Raw genomic sequence first — 19,295 nt, 5'->3', positions numbered from 1 at the left:
GCCTCTGATGCGATGGACAACGCCCCGCGCGTTCGTTAACCCTTTCGGTGATTGATGTGTCGGGAGGATATCGTCATGGCTCTTGTCATCGAAGGCGAGGAAAAGATCGCAGCCCCCATCGACGTGGTGTGGAAGGCGCTGAACGACCCTGAGGTGCTCAAGGAGAGCATTCCCGGCTGCGAGAGCCTGGAAATGTCCTCGCCGACCGAAATGGCCGCCAAGGTGGTGCTCAAGATCGGACCGATCAAGGCGACCTTCAACGGCGAGGTCACGCTCAAGAACCTCAACCCGCCGCACTCCTACACCATCGAGGGCGAGGGCAAGGGCGGCATCGCCGGCTTCGCCAAGGGCGGCGCGGACGTGACGCTGACCGAGGACGGGCCTGACGCCACCATCCTCAAATATGAGGCCAAGGCCGATGTCGGCGGCAAGATCGCCCAGCTCGGCAGCCGCCTGATCACCTCGACGTCGAAGAAACTGGCTGGCCAGTTCTTTTCCACCTTCGGCGAAAAGGTGGGGGGAGCGTAGCCTCTGCCACCTCGTCGTTATCCCGACCGAGCGCAGCGAGAGCCGCGACCCATTGACTGGCGCGGCCGGGTACTGATTTTGCAGTTCCTTTCTTGACGGCTGCCATGACGAGGGCCCGGCCGCGCCGGACGATGGTCGGGCCAATGGGTCCCGGATAACCTGCGCTTCGCTCCGGTTTCCGGGATGACGGCGCCGATGTTGGTGGCAAGCCTATTCACTGCCACGCTCGCTTTCGCGCCTGGCCGTTGTCAAAGAGCACTCCCTCTTTTTTGCTGCCCATGACTCGCTTTCTCGACATGGCTTCGCCAGTCGAGGCGTCATGGGAGGGAGGTGGTTCGGGAAGCGGGGCGCGAGGCCGTGCCTTCCGATAGTCTTTTGTGTGGCGCGACGTTCGCGCCCCGCCCGGCTGCTTGCCCCGCTCAGTCGCCTCGGCATTTCCGCCGCCAGCCTCCGCAAGGCCCGGGCTTGGGGGTGAAACACCCAGTGAGAGAACCGACCTCCCGCCAGCCCGGCACCGGCGCTTCCCCCCGATGCCCGGTGCGCAGCCGGGGTCCCGTGGAAGATCGCGAGGTCAATGATACGCGAGGTTTTGGGAGCGTGGAAAAACGGGGCGGTTTTTCCACGCTAGCTACTGACAGATGGTGACATGGGGAGCGAGTCGCGGCTCCAGCGACTGGCGATAGGCGGCTATCGGTAACCGAAGAATTCCATCAGTTCGCGAGCGTCGTCATGGTCAAACCACGACACGACTTCGGGCGGCAACTCGTGCTTCCACTTGCCTCTGTAGTCTCGAATGGGCTGGTTTACCTGGGCTTGTCGGCGCGAGGCATGTTCGGACATTTTCCTGATTGCTTTTTGGCCCCAGGCGGTCGGCCGCTTGTGATAGTCGAGCATTGCCTCGTCATAAGAGATGCCAAGGAACGAGCACAGGTCCTCAATGGAGCGCGCAGGCAATTCGATGAAGTCTTCATAGCGCCAAAGGAAACTCGAACCGTTCTGAATGCGTAGTTTCGAAGCTGTGCTGTCCTTGGCCCACCTTTTGAATGCGCGTTCAAAACTGCCGTAGCGCTTACCCAGTGAGGCAACCGTGTCCCTGCCGTCGCGCGTGGCGACGATGAACTTTGCGTTGGGCATCACGCGGGAAATGGTGTCGGTGTGCAGGATGTGCCCCGGGGTCTTTTCGATCCACAAAGGCTTTCCCGACAGCTGCGCGCGGATCAACAGCCACGCCAGCTTGCCCCATCGCTGCCCGCGATTGGCATTGCCGAAAACCGCAGTTTCATATGGCACGCTGAACACATCAGAATGCTCCGCCATAATCCGTGCAAGCAGAGTCGTTCCGCTGTGGCCGCAGCCACAAATAAATGCTGAAGATTGCGGCTTTGGCAGCCATCGAACGATCAGTTCATCGATGACCGATCCCCTTCTTCATGCAATATAAGGGGAATAATATATTCCGTATTGCTAAATAACAAGCATTGACAGAGCGGCGGCGTGGACAGCGCCGCTATCGGCTGCTTCGGCCGTGGAAGGGGACAAAGTAGGGAGGCTCAATAGGCGGCCGAAAATCAGCCGCCCTGTAGGGCCTTTCCACGGCGGCGGCTGGATGGTCGGGTGACGACGGTGCGTTGCACGCCTTACCCCTTAGTTCGCGGCAGGATCTTGCCGACATTGGCAGTTGGCTGGGGAACTCGATGTGGCGCGGCCGGTTGTCGCCGGCAAGGTGCTCGCGTCATAGGTGCTCGAACAGCAGGCGGCGCGTGGGGGCGGAAAGTGCACGAAATATCGCGTCCTGAAGCTCAGGCATAACTCATGGCCAGCAGGCCAGGAGTCGATACTCAGCTATCTGGGATGAACGAGATGGCCTTCGATCACTTGGCTTCAATATTCCTCTCGCGACGCATGGCCCATCCGGCACACACGACGTCTTGGCCGGCAAAGTCCCATGCTTCAGCCATCGCGCGAACTTTGATCTGACTATAGGCGATCAGGAAGTTCGTCCGGTCCTTGGCCAGGCAGGAGAATTTGGCATACGCATTGATATTCCACTGATCCGGATACCGACTTACCAAGTCCTGGAAGCCTTTAGCGATATCCGACCAGTTCGCGCGCAAAGAGGCTGTATCGAGCGTGGCTGGATCGTAGCTCGAAGCAACCCAAAACGCGCGAGCCATGAATGAGTGCCCGTCGAGCTCTCGAGTGCGGTCGGTCGCGCTCGTGATAAGTGCGTCTATTTCATCGACGCTGCCGCCCCATTTCGGAAGGTTTCTATCGATCGCGAAGAAATACGTTTGGTAGTAATACGGTTCGCGATCTGCGGCTTCTACAAGTAGTTCGTAGAATGCATCATCGGGCCAGCCTTCTTCCTTTGCAACAAGAACCATAAGCGCATACCAATGAGGGTCCTCTGATGCCTCTTCCTTGATAGCAAGAAAATGATCGCGATGCTTTCGAAGATACTTATGGTAACCTGATCGTTGTTGATCGGTTAGATTGTTGTAGTAGTCGCCTCCGCGTAGGAACCAAGCGTGTTTCGAGAGTGCGTCGGCGTAGACAATCTTTGCCGTCGGTGAAGTAGGCTTCGCCTTTATCCAGGCTAACGCCTGCGCTTCAAAACGGTCGAATGATGCGGGGTCGTCGTTCGAATAGAATGTCTCAGGATTGAACGAAGAGTAGAATATTGTCAATTTCCATAAGCCGCTTTCCGTGCGTTCACGGCCAGTGCGAAATTGATGGGCCATTGCGTCAAGCTCATCAAAGCGCCCATTGATGAACGCCGACGCGACAGCCTTTTGGATGGTTTGGCGCTGGGTAATCTCATTCGCGCGTGCATCCAATGGCTCAAGAATTGGTAGCAGGAAAGGCAGCGCCAACAGCAAAAGACGCATAGGGCAGCTCCATTTTGGCTTCGACGACTATCGTCGTCGCATTGAATGAAGATGGCCTTAGCGTGAACAGTAAATTTTACTTATTTCCCAAAAGTAGAGTTCAATGCTGGTCTTCCGATCAATGTGGTATTCCTATCCTTGTCGGCATACGGGATGGCATTGTCACTCAAGTGGGTCTGAAAAACAAAACGGCCGCCGTGGAGGGCCTTTCCACGGCGGCCGCTGGATGATCGGGTGACGGCGAGGCGGTGGGCGCCTTAGCCCCGCAGTTCCCTGCGTAAAATCTTGCCCACATTGGTCTTGGGCAGTTCGGTGCGGAACTCGATGTGGCGCGGCCGCTTGTAGCCGGTGAGGTTTTCCCGGCAGTAGGCAATCAGCGTCTCGGCCGTGAGGTTGGGGTCCTTGCGCACCACGAACAGCTTCGGCACTTCGCCCGAATGCTCGTCCGGCACGCCGATGGCGGCGACTTCGAGGACACCAGGGTGTTGGGCGACGACGTCCTCGAGTTCGTTGGGATAGACGTTGAAGCCGGAGACCAGGATCATGTCCTTCTTGCGGTCGACGATCTTGGTGTAGCCGGCTTCGTCCATGAAGCCCATGTCGCCCGACTTGAAGTAGCCGTCCTCCGTCATGACCTTGGCGGTCTCGTCGGGACGGTTCCAGTAGCCGGCCATGACCTGGGGGCCCTTGATGCAGATTTCGCCGACCTCGCCGAGCGGCAGGTCGAGGCCTGCCTCGTCGCGGATGGCGATGTCGGTCGAGGGCAGCGGCAGGCCGATCGTGCCGGTGAAATCGGTCGAGCTGCACTTGTTGGCGGTTGCCACCGGCGAGGTCTCCGACAGGCCATAGCCTTCGGTGATGTGGTTGCCGGTGAGCCTCTTCCAGCGTTCGGCCACCGCCTTCTGCACCGCCATGCCGCCGCCGAGGCTGAGGCTGAGGCCGCTGAAATCGAGCTTGCGGAAATCCTCGTTGTTGCAAAGCGCGTTGAACAGCGTGTTGAGGCCGGGGAAGATGTTGAAGTGGAACTTCTTCAACTCCTTGACGAAGCCGGGGATGTCGCGCGGGTTGGGGATCAGCACGTTGAGCGCGCCCATCTGCATGCCCATCAGAGCGTTCACCGTCAGCGCGAAGATGTGGTAGAGCGGCAGCGCGCAGACGAAGGTGAGGTGCGACGGCTTCGGCCGTACCCGGTAGGCGTCCTCGACCCACAGCGCCAGCTGGGCGACATTGGCGAGCACGTTGGAGTGGGCCAGCATCGCGCCCTTGGAAATGCCCGTGGTGCCTCCGGTATATTGCAGGAAGGCGATGTCGCCGGCATCGACCGCGACCGGCTTGAAGGTCATGGCCGAGCCTTCGTTCATCGCCGTCAGGAACTTGGTGTGGCCGGGCAGCGACCAGGCCGGCACCAGCTTCTTGACCCTGCGAACCACCAGGTTGACCAGCAGGCCCTTGATGCCGAGCATCTCGCCCATCGAGGCGACGACGACGTGCTTGATATTGGTCTTGGCGACGACCGCCTGCAGCGTGGTGGCAAAGTTCTCGAGGATGACGATCGCCTCGGCGCCTGAATCCTTGAGCTGGTGCTCCAGTTCGCGCGGCGTGTAGAGCGGGTTGACGTTGACGACCGTGTAGCCGGCGCGCAGCACCGCCATCATGGCAACGGGATATTGCAGCACGTTGGGCATCATGATCGCGACGCGCGCACCCTTGGCCAGGCCCTTCGACTGCAGCCATGCCGCGAAGGCCTGCGACATGCGGTCGAGCTCGCCATAGGTGAGCTGCTTGCCCATGCATGAGAAAGCGGGCCGGCCGGCATATTGGTGGCAGGCGGCGGCGAGCAGGTCGCCAATGGACTGGTAGGCGAGCGGCGCGATCTCCGCCGGCATGTTGGCCGGATAGCTCTTCAGCCACGGCCGTGCGTCGGCCTTCGCTGGAAGCGACTGGGGGATGCTGGACGGGGCGGGTGCTTCCACCACGGGAGCCGCCGGCTTGGCCTTGGCCGCCGGTGCCTTCGCCTTCGGCTTGGCGGCAGACTTCGGGGCTTTTTTGGCTGCTACCGGGGCCTCGCCGGAGACCGCCTTGGCGGTTGCGCCGTTTGATTTCGACGCACTTTTTGCCGTCGCAGGCTTGGCAGTGCCGGCCTTGGCGGACTTCGCGGGAGCTTTCGCGGTTGCCGCCGATTTGGCCGGAGCTGCGGCCTTTGCCGGCTTGGCCTTGGTCTCGGGCTTTGCCTCGCCGTCCGGCTTGGCTGCCGCGTCTTTCCTTACGGTTTCGGCGGTGCTCGACGTGCCTGACGATTTTGCCAATTGTGCCTCCCTGGCCGCTCTTGTCCGTCCGGCTGGTCGTCCGCCGGTTTTCGCCCTGGTTTTTGTATCGCAGCGCCGCAAGAACAGTGCCGCGTCGGGGCATGTTGTAGTCGTTTGTATTGCCACCTGACGCGCCCGGCAAGTATCACCCAGCGTCAACTGGGCAAGGGAATCCCGTGGCTCCCAAATTACATGGTAGCGGCATGACATTGGTGATGAAATCAGGCAAATTTTTGTGTTGAAGCTGGCGCTCATGGAAGCATTCCAAAGTCGAACGCCGAGCTCCTTCAATGAAGTGCCGGGATAGACGGCTATTTCGGGGCGAATTGCGGGTATAATATTCTGCTTACCAAAGGGCAGGCAGGTGGGGAGTTCCAAAGCGCAAAAAACGGTGCTTATATGCGCGCCTGCGAGCCTGACAGGTAGGGGCTTGGGCAATCACTAGGGAGTGTTGAATGATCAAGAAAACGACCTTTGCGGCCGCGCTGCTGGCTGCAACCGTCCTGAGCGGCGCGGCGAGCGCCAAGACGTTCGTCTACTGCTCGGAAGGTTCGCCTGAAGGCTTCGATCCGGGCCTCTACACCGCCGGCACGACCTTCGATGCCGCCGCGCACACCGTCTACAACCGCCTGCTCGAGTTCAAGAAGGGCACCACCGAGACCGAGCCGGGCCTGGCCGAGAGCTACACGATTTCCGACGACGGCCTGGAATACACCTTCAAGCTGCGTCCGGGCGTCAAGTTCCAGACCACTGAGTTCTTCACACCGAGCCGCGAGCTGAACGCCGACGACGTTGTCTTCTCCTATGAGCGCCAGCTCAAGGCTGACAATCCCTGGAACAAGTATGTCGCGGGCGCATCGTGGGAATATGCCGCTGGCATGGGCTTCCCCGAAGTGATCAAGTCGGTCGAGAAGGTCGATGACCTGACCGTCAAGTTCACGCTGACCCGCAAGGAAGCGCCGTTCCTCGCCAACATCGCCATGCCGTTCGCTTCGATCATCTCGAAGGAATATGCCGACAAGCTGCAGGCCGACGGCAAGATGAACCAGATGAACCAGATGCCGCTCGGCACCGGTCCGTTCCAGTTCGTCGCCTACCAGCAGGACGCCATCATCCGCTACAAGGCCAACCCGGAATACTGGGGCGGCAAGCAGAAGATCGACGACCTGGTCTTCGCCATCACCCCGGATGCCTCGGTTCGCTTCCAGAAGCTGAAGGCCGGCGAATGCCACCTGATGCCGTTCCCGAACGCCGCCGACGTGGCTGCGATGAAGGCTGATCCGAACCTCAAGGTGATGGAGCAGGAAGGCCTGAACGTTTCCTACCTGGCCTACAACACCACCCAGGCTCCGTTCGACAAGGTCGAGGTCCGCAAGGCGCTCAACAAGTCGATCAACAAGCAGGCCATCGTTGACGCCGTGTTCCAGGGTGCCGCTTCGGTTGCCAAGAACCCGATCCCGCCGACCATGTGGTCGTACAACGAGGCCGTCGAAGACGACAGCTACGATCCGGATGCAGCCAAGAAGATGCTCGAGGAAGCCGGCGTCAAGGATCTCTCGATGAAGATCTGGGCGATGCCGGTTTCGCGTCCTTACATGCTGAACGCGCGCCGCGCCGCCGAACTGATGCAGGCGGACCTGGCCAAGGTCGGCGTCAAGGCCGAGATCGTGTCCTACGAATGGGCCGAGTATCTCGACAAGTCGAAGGCCAAGGATCGCGACGGCGCCGTCATCCTGGGCTGGACCGGCGACAATGGCGATCCGGACAACTTCCTTGACACCCTGCTCGGCTGCGACGCAGTCGGCGGCAACAACCGCGCGCAGTGGTGCAACAAGGAATTCGACGATCTGGTGACCAAGGCCAAGGAGACGACCGACCTCGCCGAGCGTACCAAGCTCTACGAGCAGGCGCAGGTGGTGTTCAAGAAGGACGCCCCCTGGGCGACCCTCGACCACTCGCTCTCCGTTGTCCCGATGCGCAAGGGCGTCGAAGGCTTCGTGCAGAGCCCGCTCGGCGACTTCGCCTTCGACGGTGTTGACATCACCGAGTAAGGCCGCCTAAACAGGCCTAAAGTTGACGGGGCGCTTGCCATGCAAGCGCCCCGCGCACATTGTGTGCCACCTGCCGAAGCCCTCGGAACATTCACTAAAAGGCATGACATGCTCCGGTTCCTCTTGGGGCGGCTCGCCGTCCTCATCCCGACATTCCTCGGGGTGTCCATCATCGCATTCTCCTTCATCCGCCTCCTGCCCGGCGACCCGGTAGCCCTCCTGTCGGGCGAGCGCGTCATGTCGCCTGAGCGGCACGCCGAAATCTCCGCTCAGCTCGGCTTCGACCGGCCCATCGTCGTCCAGTATCTCGACTATCTCTGGGGGGTCGTACAAGGCGACTTCGGCACCTCGATCGTCACCAAGCGGCCCGTGGTCGACCAGTTCTTCGAGCTGTTCCCGGCGACCCTCGAGCTTTCGCTCTGCGCCATCATCTTCGCCGTCGTACTCGGCATTCCCGCCGGCATTATCGCTGCGATCAAGCGCGGCTCCTTCGTCGACCAGGCGATGATGGGTACGGCACTCGTCGGTTTTTCGATGCCGATCTTCTGGTGGGGCCTGCTGCTGATCATGCTGGTGTCCGGCATGCTGGGCTGGACGCCCGTCTCCGGCCGCATCTCGCTGATGTACTATTTCCCTCCGGTCACCGGCTTCATGCTGATCGACTCGCTGCTTTCTGGCCAGGCCGGTGCATTCAAGTCGGCCGTCAGCCACCTGATCCTGCCGACGATCGTGCTGGGTACCATTCCGCTCGCTGTCATTGCGCGCCAGACGCGCTCGGCGATGCTGGAAGTGCTTTCGGAAGATTATGTGCGCACCGCGCGCGCCAAGGGCTTGTCGACCTTCCGTGTCGTCGGCATCCATGCGCTGCGCAACGCCATGATCCCGGTCGTTACCACCGTTGGCCTGCAGGTCGGCGTCATGCTCGCCGGCGCGATCCTGACCGAGACGATCTTCTCCTGGCCCGGCATCGGCAAGTGGATGGTCGATTCCGTGTCGCGGCGCGACTACGCCGTGATCCAGGGCGGCCTGCTGATGATCGCTGCGGTCATCATGCTGGTGAATCTTGCCGTGGACCTGCTGTACGGCCTCATCAATCCGCGTATCCGGCACTAGGAGGGCACAATGTCTCAAGCTGCTGCAACCAGTGCTATTTCGACTGATCCGTCCCGCCGGGCGCGACTGGCCGAATTCTGGTACTATTTCTCCGAGAACCGCGGTGCCGTCATCGGCCTTGTGTTCTTCGTTTTTCTGGTGCTGCTGGCGATCTTCGCGCCGCTGATCGCACCGCATGACCCAACCCAGCAATTCCGAGATGCCGTGCTGGTGCCGCCGGTCTGGCAGGAGGGCGGCCGCGCCGAGTTCCTGCTCGGTACCGACGCCGTCGGCCGCGACATGCTCTCGCGCCTGATCTATGGCACCCGGTTCTCGCTGTTCGTCGGCGTCATCGTGACGACGCTGTCGCTGGTCGGCGGTGTCGTGCTCGGCGTCATTGCCGGCTACTTCCGTGGCTCGGTCGATACCGTCATCATGCGTGCGATGGACATCATCCTGGCCTTCCCGTCGCTGCTGCTCGCCCTCGTGCTGGTGGCCATCCTCGGGCCGGGCCTGGTCAACGCAATGATCGCGATTGCGCTGGTGTTCCAGCCGCACTTCGTGCGCCTGACGCGTGCGGCGGTGATGAGCGAAAAGACCCGCGACTATGTCGTCGCCGCCAAGGTCGCCGGTGCAGGCCCGATGCGCTTGATGTTCAAGACCATCCTGCCTAACTGCATGGCACCGCTGATCGTCCAGGCGACGCTGTCGTTTTCGAGCGCCATTCTGGATGCGGCCGCCCTCGGCTTCCTCGGAATGGGCGCCCAGCCGCCGACGCCGGAATGGGGCACGATGCTGGCCGAGGCTCGCGAGTTCATCCAGAGCAAATGGTGGGTGGTGACCCTTCCGGGCGTCGCGATCCTTATCACCGTTCTGGCGATCAACCTGATGGGCGATGGCCTGCGCGACGCGCTCGACCCGAAGCTGAAGAGGTCCTGACATGGCGCTTCTTGAAATCGAAAACCTGGTCGTCGAGTTCGAGACGGCCTCTGGTCCCTTCCGCGCCGTCAACGGCGTGTCGATGAAGGTCCATGAGGGCGAGGTTCTCGCCATCGTCGGCGAGTCCGGTTCCGGCAAGTCGGTGTCGATGCTGGCGGCGATGGGCCTGCTGCCCTGGACGGCCAAGGTCACCGCCGACAAGCTGACCTTCAATGGCCGCGACCTGCTCGCCATGCCCGCCAACGAGCGGCGCAAGATCATCGGCAAGGACATTGCCATGATCTTCCAGGAGCCGGTGGCGAGCCTCAACCCGTGCTTCACCGTCGGCTTCCAGATCGAGGAAGTGCTGCGCGTGCATCTGGGCCTCGACAAGGCCGCGCGCCGCAAGCGCGCGATCGAGCTGTTCGAGGCGGTCGGCATTCCCGACCCGGCGGAGCGCCTTGGCTCCTACCCCCACCAGATGTCGGGCGGCCAGTGCCAGCGTGTGATGATCGCGATTGCGATCGCCTGCAATCCGAAGCTGCTGATCGCCGACGAGCCGACCACCGCGCTCGACGTGACGATCCAGAAGCAGATCCTCGACCTGCTGATGAAACTGCAGGCCGAGCACAAGATGGGCCTCATCATGATCACCCACAACATGGGTGTCGTGGCCGAGACCGCCGACCGCGTGGTCGTGCAGTACAAGGGGCGCAAAATGGAAGAAGCCGATGTGCTGACGCTGTTCGAGAACCCGAAGAGCAGCTACACGCGCGCGCTGCTTGCCGCCCTGCCTGACAACGCGACCGGCGACCGCCTGCCGACGATCTCCGAACTGTTCGTCGACGACCAGATGGAAGGGGCAGCACGATGAGCGTCATTCTCGAAGCGCGCAACATCGTGCGCGACTACCACGTGCCCGGCAGCATGCTGAAGAAGGCGCGGACCGTTCATGCCGTCAAGGGCGTGAGCTTCAGCGTCGAGCAGGGCAAGACGCTGGCCATCGTCGGCGAGAGCGGCTGCGGCAAGTCCACGCTTGGCCGCATCCTGACGCTGATCGATCCGGCGACGTCGGGCGAACTGCTGATCGAAGGCAAGAAGGTCGACATCGCCAAGGGGGACCTGACGCCGGAGATGCGCCGCAAGGTGCAGATCGTCTTCCAGAACCCCTATGGCTCGCTCAACCCGCGCCAGAAGATCGGCGACATCCTGACCGAACCGCTGGTCATCAACACCAAAACGCCGGCCGACGAACGCCGGGACCGGGCGATGACGCTGTTGAAGAAAGTCGGCCTGGAAGAGAAACACTACAACCGCTATCCGCACATGTTCTCGGGCGGCCAGCGCCAGCGTGTCGCCATCGCGCGCGCGCTGATGCTGAACCCGAAGCTGCTGGTGCTGGACGAACCGGTGTCGGCGCTCGACCTTTCGGTGCAGGCGCAGGTGCTGAACCTGCTCGCCGACCTGCAGGACGAGTTCAAGCTGACCTACGTCTTCATCAGCCACGACCTTTCGGTTGTACGCTACATCGCCGATGAGGTGATGGTGATGTATTTCGGCGAGGCGGTCGAATATGGCAGCCGCGACGCGGTCTTCTCCAACCCGCAGCACAACTACACCAAGACGCTGTTTGCGGCGACGCCGCGCGCCGATGTCGAAAGCATCCGCGCCCGCATCGCCAAGAAGCGCGCGGCCTGACCGCAAGGCGAAACCGGAGCTTCTTCGGGATCTACGACGCGGGGGCATGGCGACGAATGGCGCCATGCCCCTTTCTTTTGTGCAATTAGTACAATGTTTTGGGCCACAGGCGGCAAACGCCCATTTCATCCCTCGCAAAACTCACGCCACAGATCATAATCCGCTCCATGATTTGACGGGCCGGCAGTATTGCCGTGCCGATGGCAAGGAGATGGGACATGGCGGGGTTTGAAATTTCGCGGCGCAAGTTGCTGGCGGGGTCGGCGTTCCTTTTGGCTTCGACGGCACTCCCGTCGATAGGCTGGGCACAAGCGAAGAAGGGCGGACGGCTTGTGGTGGCGGCCGATTCCGAGCCACGCAACCTCAACCCGGCGATTGTCGCCTCCAACGGCGTGTTCTTCGTGTCGAGCAAGGTCATCGAGCCGCTGGCCGAAGCCTCGTTCGACGGCGAGGGCGGGCTCGACGCGCGGCTGGCGACATCGTGGGAAGGGTCCGAGGACGGCCTGTCAGTGACCTTCAAGCTGCGCGAAGGTGTGACATGGCACGACGGCAAGCCGTTCACCTCGGCCGACGTGGCGTTTTCGGCGCTCAACATCTGGAAGCCGCTGCAAAATCTCGGCCGTGTCGTATTCAAGGATCTGGATTCGGTCGAGACGCCCGACGAGCACACCGCAATCTTCAAGTTCGCCAAGCCGACGCCGTTTCAGCTGATCAGGAACGCGCTGCCAGCGCTGACGGCGGTGGTGCCGAAGCACATCTATGAAGGCACCAATATTGCCGAGAACCCGGCCAACAACGCGCCCGTCGGCACCGGGCCGTTCAAGTTCGCCGAGCACAAGGCCGGCGAATATTACCGGCTGGAACGCAATGACACATACTGGGGCGAGGGCCAGCCACAGCTCGACGAGATCATCTACCGCGTGCTGCCCGACCGTGCGGCTGCAGCCGGTGCGTTGGAGGCGGAGGAAATCCAGCTAGCCGCCTTCTCCGCGGTGCCGCTCGCCGATCTCGAGCGCATCTCCAAGGTGCCGGGCATTAAAGTGATTCCGGAGGGTTACGAGGCGCTGACCTACCAGTTGGTGGTCGAGATCAATCACCGCCGCAAGGAACTGGCTGACCCCAAAGTGCGCCAGGCGATCGCGCATGCCATTGACCGGGATTTCGTCGTCAAGACGATCTTCCTCGGCTACGCCAAGCCGGCGACCGGGCCGGTGCCGCAAAACGACAAGCAGTTCTACACGGCTGACGTGCCGGCTTACGCCTTCGACGTGGCCAAGGCCAATGCGCTGCTCGACGAGGCCGGTTATTCGCGCGGCGAGGGCGGCAAGCGCTTCAGCCTGAAGCTTCTGCCCGCACCCTATTTCAACGAGACCAAGCAGTTCGGCGACTATCTGCGCCAGGCGCTGGCCGAGATCGGCATCGACGCCGAACTGGTCAATAACGACTCGGCGGCGCACCAGAAGGCGGTCTATACCGAGCACGCCTTCGACCTCGCGATCGCGCCGCCGGTATTCCGCGGCGATCCGGCGATCTCGACGACGATCCTGGTGCAGTCGGGTATCCCTGATGGCGTGCCGTTCTCCAACCAGGGCGGCTACAAGAATGCCGAACTCGATGCGCTGATCACCAAGGCAGCCGAAACGCTCGACCCGGCGGCCCGCATCGAACTCTACAAGGAGTTCCAGAAAAAGGTGGTCGCGGACCTGCCGCTGATCAACGTCGCCGAATGGGGTTTTATCACCGTCGCCCGAGACAACGTGAAGAACGTTTCCAACAACCCGCGCTGGGCGGTTTCGAACTGGGCGGACACTTATGTCGAAACGTGACATCATCGTCGAAGCCGGGATGATGATCAGTTCGTAAGCATGCCCCTGGAAGTAGCAGTGCCTCACTTCACCCCCACCCCTAACCCCTCCCCACAAGGGGGAGGGGGACTTGGCGTTGTGCGTCCGGCGACCCTGCCGCCATTTACCCTGGCAGGCCGGGCGGCGCAGAGATTCCCCTCCCCCTTGTGGGGAGGGGTTAGGGGTGGGGGTGCGTCATGCGCGCCCCCATCGAAGGCGATCTCTCGATGACCCGCGCCCTGCACCTGCTCCGGCGGCGGCTGGTCGGCAGCATTCCGGTGCTGCTGATCGTGGTCGTCGGCTCGTTCCTTTTGCTCGAAGCTGCCCCCGGCGACGCCGTCGACGCCTATGTCGTCTCGGTCGGGGGCGATGCCGGCATGATCGAGGCGCTGCGCCAGAGCTGGGGGCTCGACGCTCCGGCGGCGACGAGGCTTGTCACCTATCTCTGGGCGCTGCTGCATCTCGATCTCGGCCGTTCGGTCGCCTTCTCGCGGCCGGTGCTCGAAATCGTGCTGGAGCGGCTGCCCAACACGCTGCTTTTGATGGGCAGTGCGACGGCGCTGTCGTTCTTCCTCGGCACTTCGCTTGGCATGGTTGCCGGTTCGCGGCCGGGCAGCCTGCGTGACAGGTTCCTGTCGATCGGCTCGCTGGCGCTCTACGCCGTGCCCGGATTCTGGCTGGCGCTGGTACTGACCATCGTCTTTTCGGTCGAGTTGCGCTGGCTGCCGCTGTCAGGCATGGAAACCATCGCCTCCGGCAAGACCGGCCTTGCCCGCGCCCTGGACATCGCCCGCCACCTTGTGCTGCCGGTGACCAGCCTCGGCGTCATCTATCTCGCGCTCTACCTGCGCATGATGCGGGCCGGCATGGCTGAGGTCTGGCGCATGGATTTTACCCTTGCCGCCCGTGCGCGGGGCATTCCCCGGCGCCGCATCGTCTGGCGGCACGTCGCCCGCAATGCGCTGCTGCCGCTGGTCACCATGCTCGGCCTGCAGTCTGCGGCGATGCTCGGCGGCAGCGTCGTCATCGAAAGTGTCTTTTCCATTCCCGGCCTCGGCCGGCTGGCGCAGGAGGCGGTAGGGGCGCGCGACACCCCACTTTTGATCGGCATCATCCTGGTCAGCGCGGTGCTTGTCATCCTCATCAACCTCATCGTCGATCTCGCCTATGTGGCGCTCGACCCGCGCGTCGGCGCAAGCGAGGCGGGCGCATGAGGTTGCGGCGTCTTCTCCGTTCACCCGAGGCGGTTGCCGGCTTCGTCATCCTCGGCTGCCTTGCCGCGATGGCGCTGGCCGCCCCGCTGTTGTTTCCGCGCGATCCGCTGTCGATTGCGGGCCCGGCACTGTTGCGACCGTTCCAGGACTGGGCGCTGCCGCTCGGGACCGACCGGCTTGGCCGCGACGTGCTCGCCGGCATCTTCCATGGCGCGCGCACTTCGCTTGCGGTCGGGCTCGCGGCGGCTGCGGCCTCGATCCTCGTTGGCAGCGTCGTCGGCACCATTGCCGGTTTTGCCGGCGGGTTGGTCGACGAGGTGCTGATGCGCATCACCGATGCCTTCCAGACCGTGCCGGGCTTCCTGCTGTCGCTGGCGCTAGTCAGCGTCGTTGGCCCGTCGCTCGGCGTCGTGGTGGCGGCGATTGCGCTCAGCGCCTGGACGGGGCCGGCCCGCATTGCGCGTGCCGAGGTGCTGTCGATCCGCGAGCGCGACTATGTGGCGAGTGCGCGGGTCATCGGCATGCACCCCCTTGAGATCGCCTTCCGCGAAGTCCTGCCTAACGCGTTGCCGCCGGTGCTGGCGCTGTCGTCGGTGATCGTGGCGGCCGCGATCCTGACCGAGGCGGCACTCTCGTTCCTCGGCCTCGGCGACCCCAATCGCGTGACCTGGGGCGGCATGATCGCCGAGGGCAGGGCGGTGCTGCGCTCGGCACCTTTCCTGTCGATCATCCCCGGCGTCGCTCTGGTGTTCGCCGTGCTCGGTGTCTACCTCGCTGGTGAAGGCGTGGTCGAAGGCTCGGCCGCAAGACGAGGGCACGCGTGATGGCACTGCTCTCCATTCGCGGGCTCGGCGTCCGCTATATCAGTGATGGCCGCGAGGTCGAGGCGCTGGCCGGCGTCGATCTCGATGCGGATGCCGGCGAACGGCTGGCTGTGATCGGCGAAAGCGGTTCGGGCAAGAGCACGCTGGCGCGGGCCATTGCAGGCTTGCTGCCGCCCGAGGCCAAGCTCGTCGGCAACGTCGCGTGGCCGGGGGTGGGGCGGACAGCGCAGAACGGCCGCGATATCGGCTTCGTCTTCCAGGATCCGGCATCGAGTCTCGATCCCGTCATGACGGTTGGCGAGCAGGTCGCCGAGGTAGCGTATGCCAATCTCGAGATGGGCTGGCCTGCGGCGCGCCGGCTGGCGGTGGAACTGCTCGACCGGGTCAGGCTGCCCGAACCGGCGGCGCTGGCCAAAGCCTATCCGCACCAATTGTCCGGCGGTCAGAAGCAACGAGTGGCGATTGCCGCAGCGATTGCGGCCGGGCCGCGCCTGCTGATCGCCGACGAGGCGACGAGCGCGCTCGACACCATCGTCCAGGCCGAGATCGTGGCCCTGATCCGCAGGCTGGTGACCGAGGACGGCATGGCGCTCATGTTCGTCAGTCATGACATCGCGCTCGCCGCCAACCTCGCCGACCGCATCGCCGTGTTCAGGCATGGACGCATGGTCGAGACTGGACCGACGGCCGGCCTGATCGCCGCGCCCAAAAGTGACTACACGAGCGCGCTGCTGGCGGCACATCTGGGGCTCGAGGCATGAGCGCGCCGCTGCTCGAGGTCGAGGGGCTGGAGAAGCGCTTTGCGCGCGGCGGCGAGGGCTTTGCAGCACTTGACGGCGTCGGGTTCGCAATTTCGTGCGGCGAAACGCTGGCGCTGGTCGGGCCCTCGGGCAGCGGCAAGTCGACCGTGGCGCGCATCCTGCTCAGGCTGGTCGAGGCCGATGCGGGCAGCGTCCGCTACGACGGCACGGACCTGCTTGGTCTGGAGGGAACTGCGCTCAGGGCGATGCGGGCCAGGCTGCAGATGGTGTTTCAGGATCCGCTCGCCGCCTTCAACCCGCGCGCCACTGTGGCCCGCCTGCTCGACGATCCGCTGCGCATCCACCGCATCGTGCCGCGGGGCGAACGGACCAAGGCAATCGCCAGTCTGTTGGAGCGCGTCGGGCTGCCGGCCGAACTGGCCGGACGCGGCGTGCACGAAATCTCAGGCGGTCAGCGCCAGCGTGTGGCGATCGCCCGTGCGCTGGCGACCAAACCGTCGCTGATCGTGCTCGACGAGGCGGTGGCAGCGCTCGATGTGTTGGTGCGTGCCGATGTCCTGCGCCTGCTTGCCGAACTGCAACGGCAAGAGGGCGTCGCCTATCTGTTCATCTCGCACGATCTGGGTGCGGTGCGGGCCATCGCTCACCGCGTCGCCATTATGGATGCCGGGCGGATCGTCGAACAGGGCGAGACAAGTGCGGTCATCGCCGCGCCCACCTCGGCCACGGGACGCGCGCTGGTGGCTGCCGCGCCCGAACTGCCGCGTATTGCCGCCAAGGAGAGTGCATCGTGACCGAACATGCCGCCAGGGCCGAACGGCTGGCTGCCGAACTCGATGCGGCCTTCCGCAACCGGGCCGATCTCTACCGTCTGATGCTGGACGAGCTTGCCGCCGAGTTCGGCGACCAAAAGGCGGAGGAAATCATGGTGCGGGCGATCGAGAAGCGCGGCCGCGAGGTGGCGGAAGTCGCCTTTGCAGGGTTCGGCCCGAACGACGCGCGGGCGATCGGCGAGGCCTTTCTCGCCGTTAGCCCCGATGGCGGGCGCATGTATCCGACTGATGTCGAGCGCAGCGACAGCCACATCGCCTTCAAGGTTAAACGCTGCCCGCTCAAGGATGCCTGGACAGAGGCGGGTGTCGGCGACGAGAGGCTGGCCACGCTGTGCCGCATCGCCGGTGCCTTCGACCGCGGCCTGTTCGAGGCGATGGGGATCAGATTCGAGAACGTCACCTGGACGCCGGGGCACGGCCCAGGCTGCTGTCATATCTGCCTGACCGACAGAGATGCTGGATGATCAACCCACGGTCGCATCCGGCATGGACTTCCACCGCCCGACCATGCGACGCTTCGTACATCGGCGTGAGTCGCTACAGCGCCGCGCGTCATTCATGACGCGCCACTGACGCTGCAGAACTTTGGAAGTGCGCATCGTGCTTTCCGAAAGTCGTTCCGATTTTCGGGCCGATGCGTTGAGCCGGCAACATGAGGCAAGGCGATGTACAAATTCGAAGTCTACAAGGACAAGGGCGGCGACTTCAGGTTCCGCTTCCGGGCGTCCAACGGCGAGGTGATGTTCAGTTCGGAGGGCTATTCGGCCAAGGCATCCGCCCTGAAATCCATCGAGTCGATCAAGAAGCATGTTGCCGACGCGGACGTCGACGACCAGACCACGACGTGATCTTGGCGCCCTCGCGTCCGCGCGGTCGCGAAACGGCGCTTGCTACCATCCGTATCCGTGCATCGAGCCCGCCAGCAGCCTGCGTGGTTCCGGGACCGGTGCACCTCATCCAGGAGGAATGAAATGGGTATTGGAAGCCTTATCATCTTTCTTATCGTCGGCGCAGTGGCCGGCTGGCTCGCCGGGCAACTCGTCAAGGGCTACGGCTTCGGACTTGTCGGCAACATCGTGGTCGGCATCGTCGGTGCGTTGATCGCCGGCTGGCTCCTGCCCATGGTTGGCCTCAGCCTGGGCGCAGGCATGTTTGCCGACATTATCCGCGCGACCATCGGCGCAGTGATCCTGCTCGTGCTGCTGAGGCTGGTGAAGCAGGCGTAGCGACTGGCCCTAAGCTGACAGACATCCAACCGGGCGGCGATCAGCCGCCGGTTGGCATCATGCCTTGATGCCCCCGCGACCGCTCTTTGGCGCGAGCATCCACGGTTCGATCGAGACGGGGGCTTGTTCGAGCACGCCGGCAGACCGTGCAAAGGTCTGCAACGCAGCCCGCGCCCCCTCCAGCTGCACGTGCCCGCAGCGCGCCGCATGGCAGGCGCGCGATGCGGCGTGGTAGATCGGCCCGCGCCGGTTTTCCGGCCAGTCTCCCAGGAATGCCAGCGCGTCGTCGATGCAGGTGATTTCTCTGATAATGAGACGTCCGTCCTTGATGAACAGAGAGCGGGCAAAGGCTTGGTTGTCCATCACTTCCTCCCGTTTCTTGGGCTTGTTTTTGAGCAAGCGACAGCTTCCGCATTCCACTGCGGTAGCTTGATAGGAAATGGTCCCCGAGACCTATTCCGTCAAGATGATGGCGAATGGTGAAGGCTGGGAGGCAGCTTGTGGCGAGCGCCGACCGCCTTTCTTGCCGCGAACCAAAGTGGCGAAGCCCCCCGATGAAATGGTCGCGATCAAATCGCCGTGATCGGTGGTCGGCATTGGTGGAAATGCGCCTGATGGCGCTAGTTACCGGTGAGCAACGGACGTTTCAAAGTCTATCGATCACTGCCAGAGGAGATCGCCATGATTGGCAAGATAGTGGTTGCAGCCTCCGTGGTTGCCGCTTTTTCGATGCCTGCATTTGCCGCCGAATATTGGGTCGCCAAGGATGCAGCCACGCATAAGTGCGAGGTCGTGGAAAAGAAGCCGGACGGCAAGAAAATGATGGAGGTGGGCAAGGCCGCCCATGCAACCAAAGCAGAGGCAGAGAAGGCAATGAAGGCAGCTGCCGATTGCAAGTAACCCGCCAAACTAGCCCGCTCCGGTCCGCCGGAGCGGGTTTGTCACATTTACGGATGCGACTTCCGGGACGAAGTCCGGGTTGAACCATTCGCCGGGTTCAGCGCGGTGGGTTGTCGTCGCGATTGTGTCGGCCAGCCACGAACTGCCGCTCCGTGGTGTAAAAAAATCACACAGTTTACGCCTGCAGGCGGTCGCGCCAGTTCAGCTTCATG

At 62.9% G+C, this 19,295-nt stretch carries 19 protein-coding genes; 15 read left to right on the top strand and 4 right to left on the bottom strand.

The features are described 5' to 3' along the window. Positions 1 to 75: 75 nt before the first annotated feature. A complete protein-coding gene (locus ABSY17_RS20345) occupies positions 76 to 528 on the top strand; it encodes a carbon monoxide dehydrogenase subunit G (protein ID WP_378944672.1) in 453 nt (150 codons plus the stop codon). A 687-nt stretch (positions 529 to 1,215) separates the two neighbouring features. Here ABSY17_RS20345 and ABSY17_RS20340 read toward each other — a convergent pair. The 3 genes from ABSY17_RS20340 to ABSY17_RS20330 form a co-directional block, all read right to left on the bottom strand. Then, on the bottom strand, positions 1,216 to 1,845 hold the full coding sequence (locus ABSY17_RS20340; RefSeq protein ID WP_378944669.1) for a sulfotransferase: 630 nt from the start codon (positions 1,843 to 1,845) through the stop codon (positions 1,216 to 1,218). A gap of 554 nt (positions 1,846 to 2,399) precedes the next feature. Next, a complete protein-coding gene (locus ABSY17_RS20335; protein ID WP_378944666.1) occupies positions 2,400 to 3,416 on the bottom strand; it encodes a hypothetical protein in 1,017 nt (338 codons plus the stop codon). Between the two features lie 257 nt (positions 3,417 to 3,673). After that, positions 3,674 to 5,302: a long-chain-fatty-acid--CoA ligase gene (locus ABSY17_RS20330; RefSeq protein ID WP_378952905.1), complete on the bottom strand. Its 1,629-nt coding sequence runs from the start codon at positions 5,300 to 5,302 to the stop codon at positions 3,674 to 3,676. An 875-nt stretch (positions 5,303 to 6,177) separates the two neighbouring features. Between ABSY17_RS20330 and ABSY17_RS20325 the strand changes: the two genes are divergently transcribed. From ABSY17_RS20325 to ABSY17_RS20265, 13 genes are all read left to right on the top strand, one after another. Next, positions 6,178 to 7,773 (top strand): ABC transporter substrate-binding protein, encoded by a 1,596-nt coding sequence (locus ABSY17_RS20325; RefSeq protein ID WP_378944663.1) that lies wholly within the window; start codon positions 6,178 to 6,180, stop codon positions 7,771 to 7,773. Between the two features lie 108 nt (positions 7,774 to 7,881). Beyond that, positions 7,882 to 8,886: an ABC transporter permease subunit gene (locus tag ABSY17_RS20320; RefSeq protein WP_378944660.1), complete on the top strand. Its 1,005-nt coding sequence runs from the start codon at positions 7,882 to 7,884 to the stop codon at positions 8,884 to 8,886. Positions 8,887 to 8,895: 9 nt separating this feature from the next. Beyond that, positions 8,896 to 9,804 carry an ABC transporter permease subunit gene (locus tag ABSY17_RS20315; protein ID WP_378944658.1) on the top strand — a complete coding sequence of 303 codons (909 nt, stop codon included), beginning with the start codon at positions 8,896 to 8,898 and terminating at the stop codon, positions 9,802 to 9,804. 1 nt (position 9,805) lies between these two features. Then, on the top strand, positions 9,806 to 10,657 hold the full coding sequence (locus tag ABSY17_RS20310) for an ABC transporter ATP-binding protein (RefSeq protein ID WP_378944655.1): 852 nt from the start codon (positions 9,806 to 9,808) through the stop codon (positions 10,655 to 10,657). Then, complete coding sequence (locus ABSY17_RS20305; RefSeq protein WP_378944653.1) at positions 10,654 to 11,481, top strand: ABC transporter ATP-binding protein; 828 nt, start codon at positions 10,654 to 10,656, stop codon at positions 11,479 to 11,481. Before ABSY17_RS20310 ends, ABSY17_RS20305 begins: the two co-directional genes overlap by 4 nt. 218 nt (positions 11,482 to 11,699) lie before the next feature. Beyond that, positions 11,700 to 13,307: an ABC transporter substrate-binding protein gene (locus ABSY17_RS20300; RefSeq protein WP_378944651.1), complete on the top strand. Its 1,608-nt coding sequence runs from the start codon at positions 11,700 to 11,702 to the stop codon at positions 13,305 to 13,307. Between the two features lie 245 nt (positions 13,308 to 13,552). After that, positions 13,553 to 14,539 (top strand): ABC transporter permease, encoded by a 987-nt coding sequence (locus tag ABSY17_RS20295; protein ID WP_378952902.1) that lies wholly within the window; start codon positions 13,553 to 13,555, stop codon positions 14,537 to 14,539. Further along, on the top strand, positions 14,536 to 15,363 hold the full coding sequence (locus ABSY17_RS20290) for an ABC transporter permease (RefSeq protein WP_378944648.1): 828 nt from the start codon (positions 14,536 to 14,538) through the stop codon (positions 15,361 to 15,363). The genes ABSY17_RS20295 and ABSY17_RS20290 overlap by 4 nt, the downstream gene beginning before the upstream one ends. Continuing rightward, positions 15,360 to 16,124: an ABC transporter ATP-binding protein gene (locus ABSY17_RS20285; RefSeq protein ID WP_378944645.1), complete on the top strand. Its 765-nt coding sequence runs from the start codon at positions 15,360 to 15,362 to the stop codon at positions 16,122 to 16,124. Before ABSY17_RS20290 ends, ABSY17_RS20285 begins: the two co-directional genes overlap by 4 nt. Continuing rightward, positions 16,121 to 16,918: an ATP-binding cassette domain-containing protein gene (locus ABSY17_RS20280; RefSeq protein ID WP_378944642.1), complete on the top strand. Its 798-nt coding sequence runs from the start codon at positions 16,121 to 16,123 to the stop codon at positions 16,916 to 16,918. Before ABSY17_RS20285 ends, ABSY17_RS20280 begins: the two co-directional genes overlap by 4 nt. Next, the gene (locus ABSY17_RS20275) at positions 16,915 to 17,421 is read left to right on the top strand and encodes an L-2-amino-thiazoline-4-carboxylic acid hydrolase (RefSeq protein WP_378944639.1); all 507 of its coding nucleotides are present in this window, start codon (positions 16,915 to 16,917) and stop codon (positions 17,419 to 17,421) included. The genes ABSY17_RS20280 and ABSY17_RS20275 overlap by 4 nt, the downstream gene beginning before the upstream one ends. A gap of 201 nt (positions 17,422 to 17,622) precedes the next feature. After that, positions 17,623 to 17,805 carry a YegP family protein gene (locus ABSY17_RS20270; RefSeq protein WP_378944636.1) on the top strand — a complete coding sequence of 61 codons (183 nt, stop codon included), beginning with the start codon at positions 17,623 to 17,625 and terminating at the stop codon, positions 17,803 to 17,805. 123 nt (positions 17,806 to 17,928) lie between these two features. Beyond that, a complete protein-coding gene (locus ABSY17_RS20265) occupies positions 17,929 to 18,183 on the top strand; it encodes a GlsB/YeaQ/YmgE family stress response membrane protein (protein ID WP_378944633.1) in 255 nt (84 codons plus the stop codon). Positions 18,184 to 18,240: 57 nt separating this feature from the next. Here ABSY17_RS20265 and ABSY17_RS20260 read toward each other — a convergent pair whose 3' ends face one another. Beyond that, positions 18,241 to 18,582 (bottom strand): DUF982 domain-containing protein, encoded by a 342-nt coding sequence (locus ABSY17_RS20260; RefSeq protein WP_378944630.1) that lies wholly within the window; start codon positions 18,580 to 18,582, stop codon positions 18,241 to 18,243. A gap of 231 nt (positions 18,583 to 18,813) precedes the next feature. On the opposite strand from ABSY17_RS20260, the gene ABSY17_RS20255 reads away from it, so the two are divergent. Beyond that, a complete protein-coding gene (locus ABSY17_RS20255; RefSeq protein ID WP_378944627.1) occupies positions 18,814 to 19,083 on the top strand; it encodes a hypothetical protein in 270 nt (89 codons plus the stop codon). The last annotated feature ends 212 nt before the right edge of the window (positions 19,084 to 19,295 follow it).

Source organism: Mesorhizobium sp. ANAO-SY3R2, from assembly GCF_042466635.1.
Lineage (GTDB): Bacteria > Pseudomonadota > Alphaproteobacteria > Rhizobiales > Rhizobiaceae > Aminobacter.
This window is presented reverse-complemented; position numbering and strand designations above follow the sequence as displayed.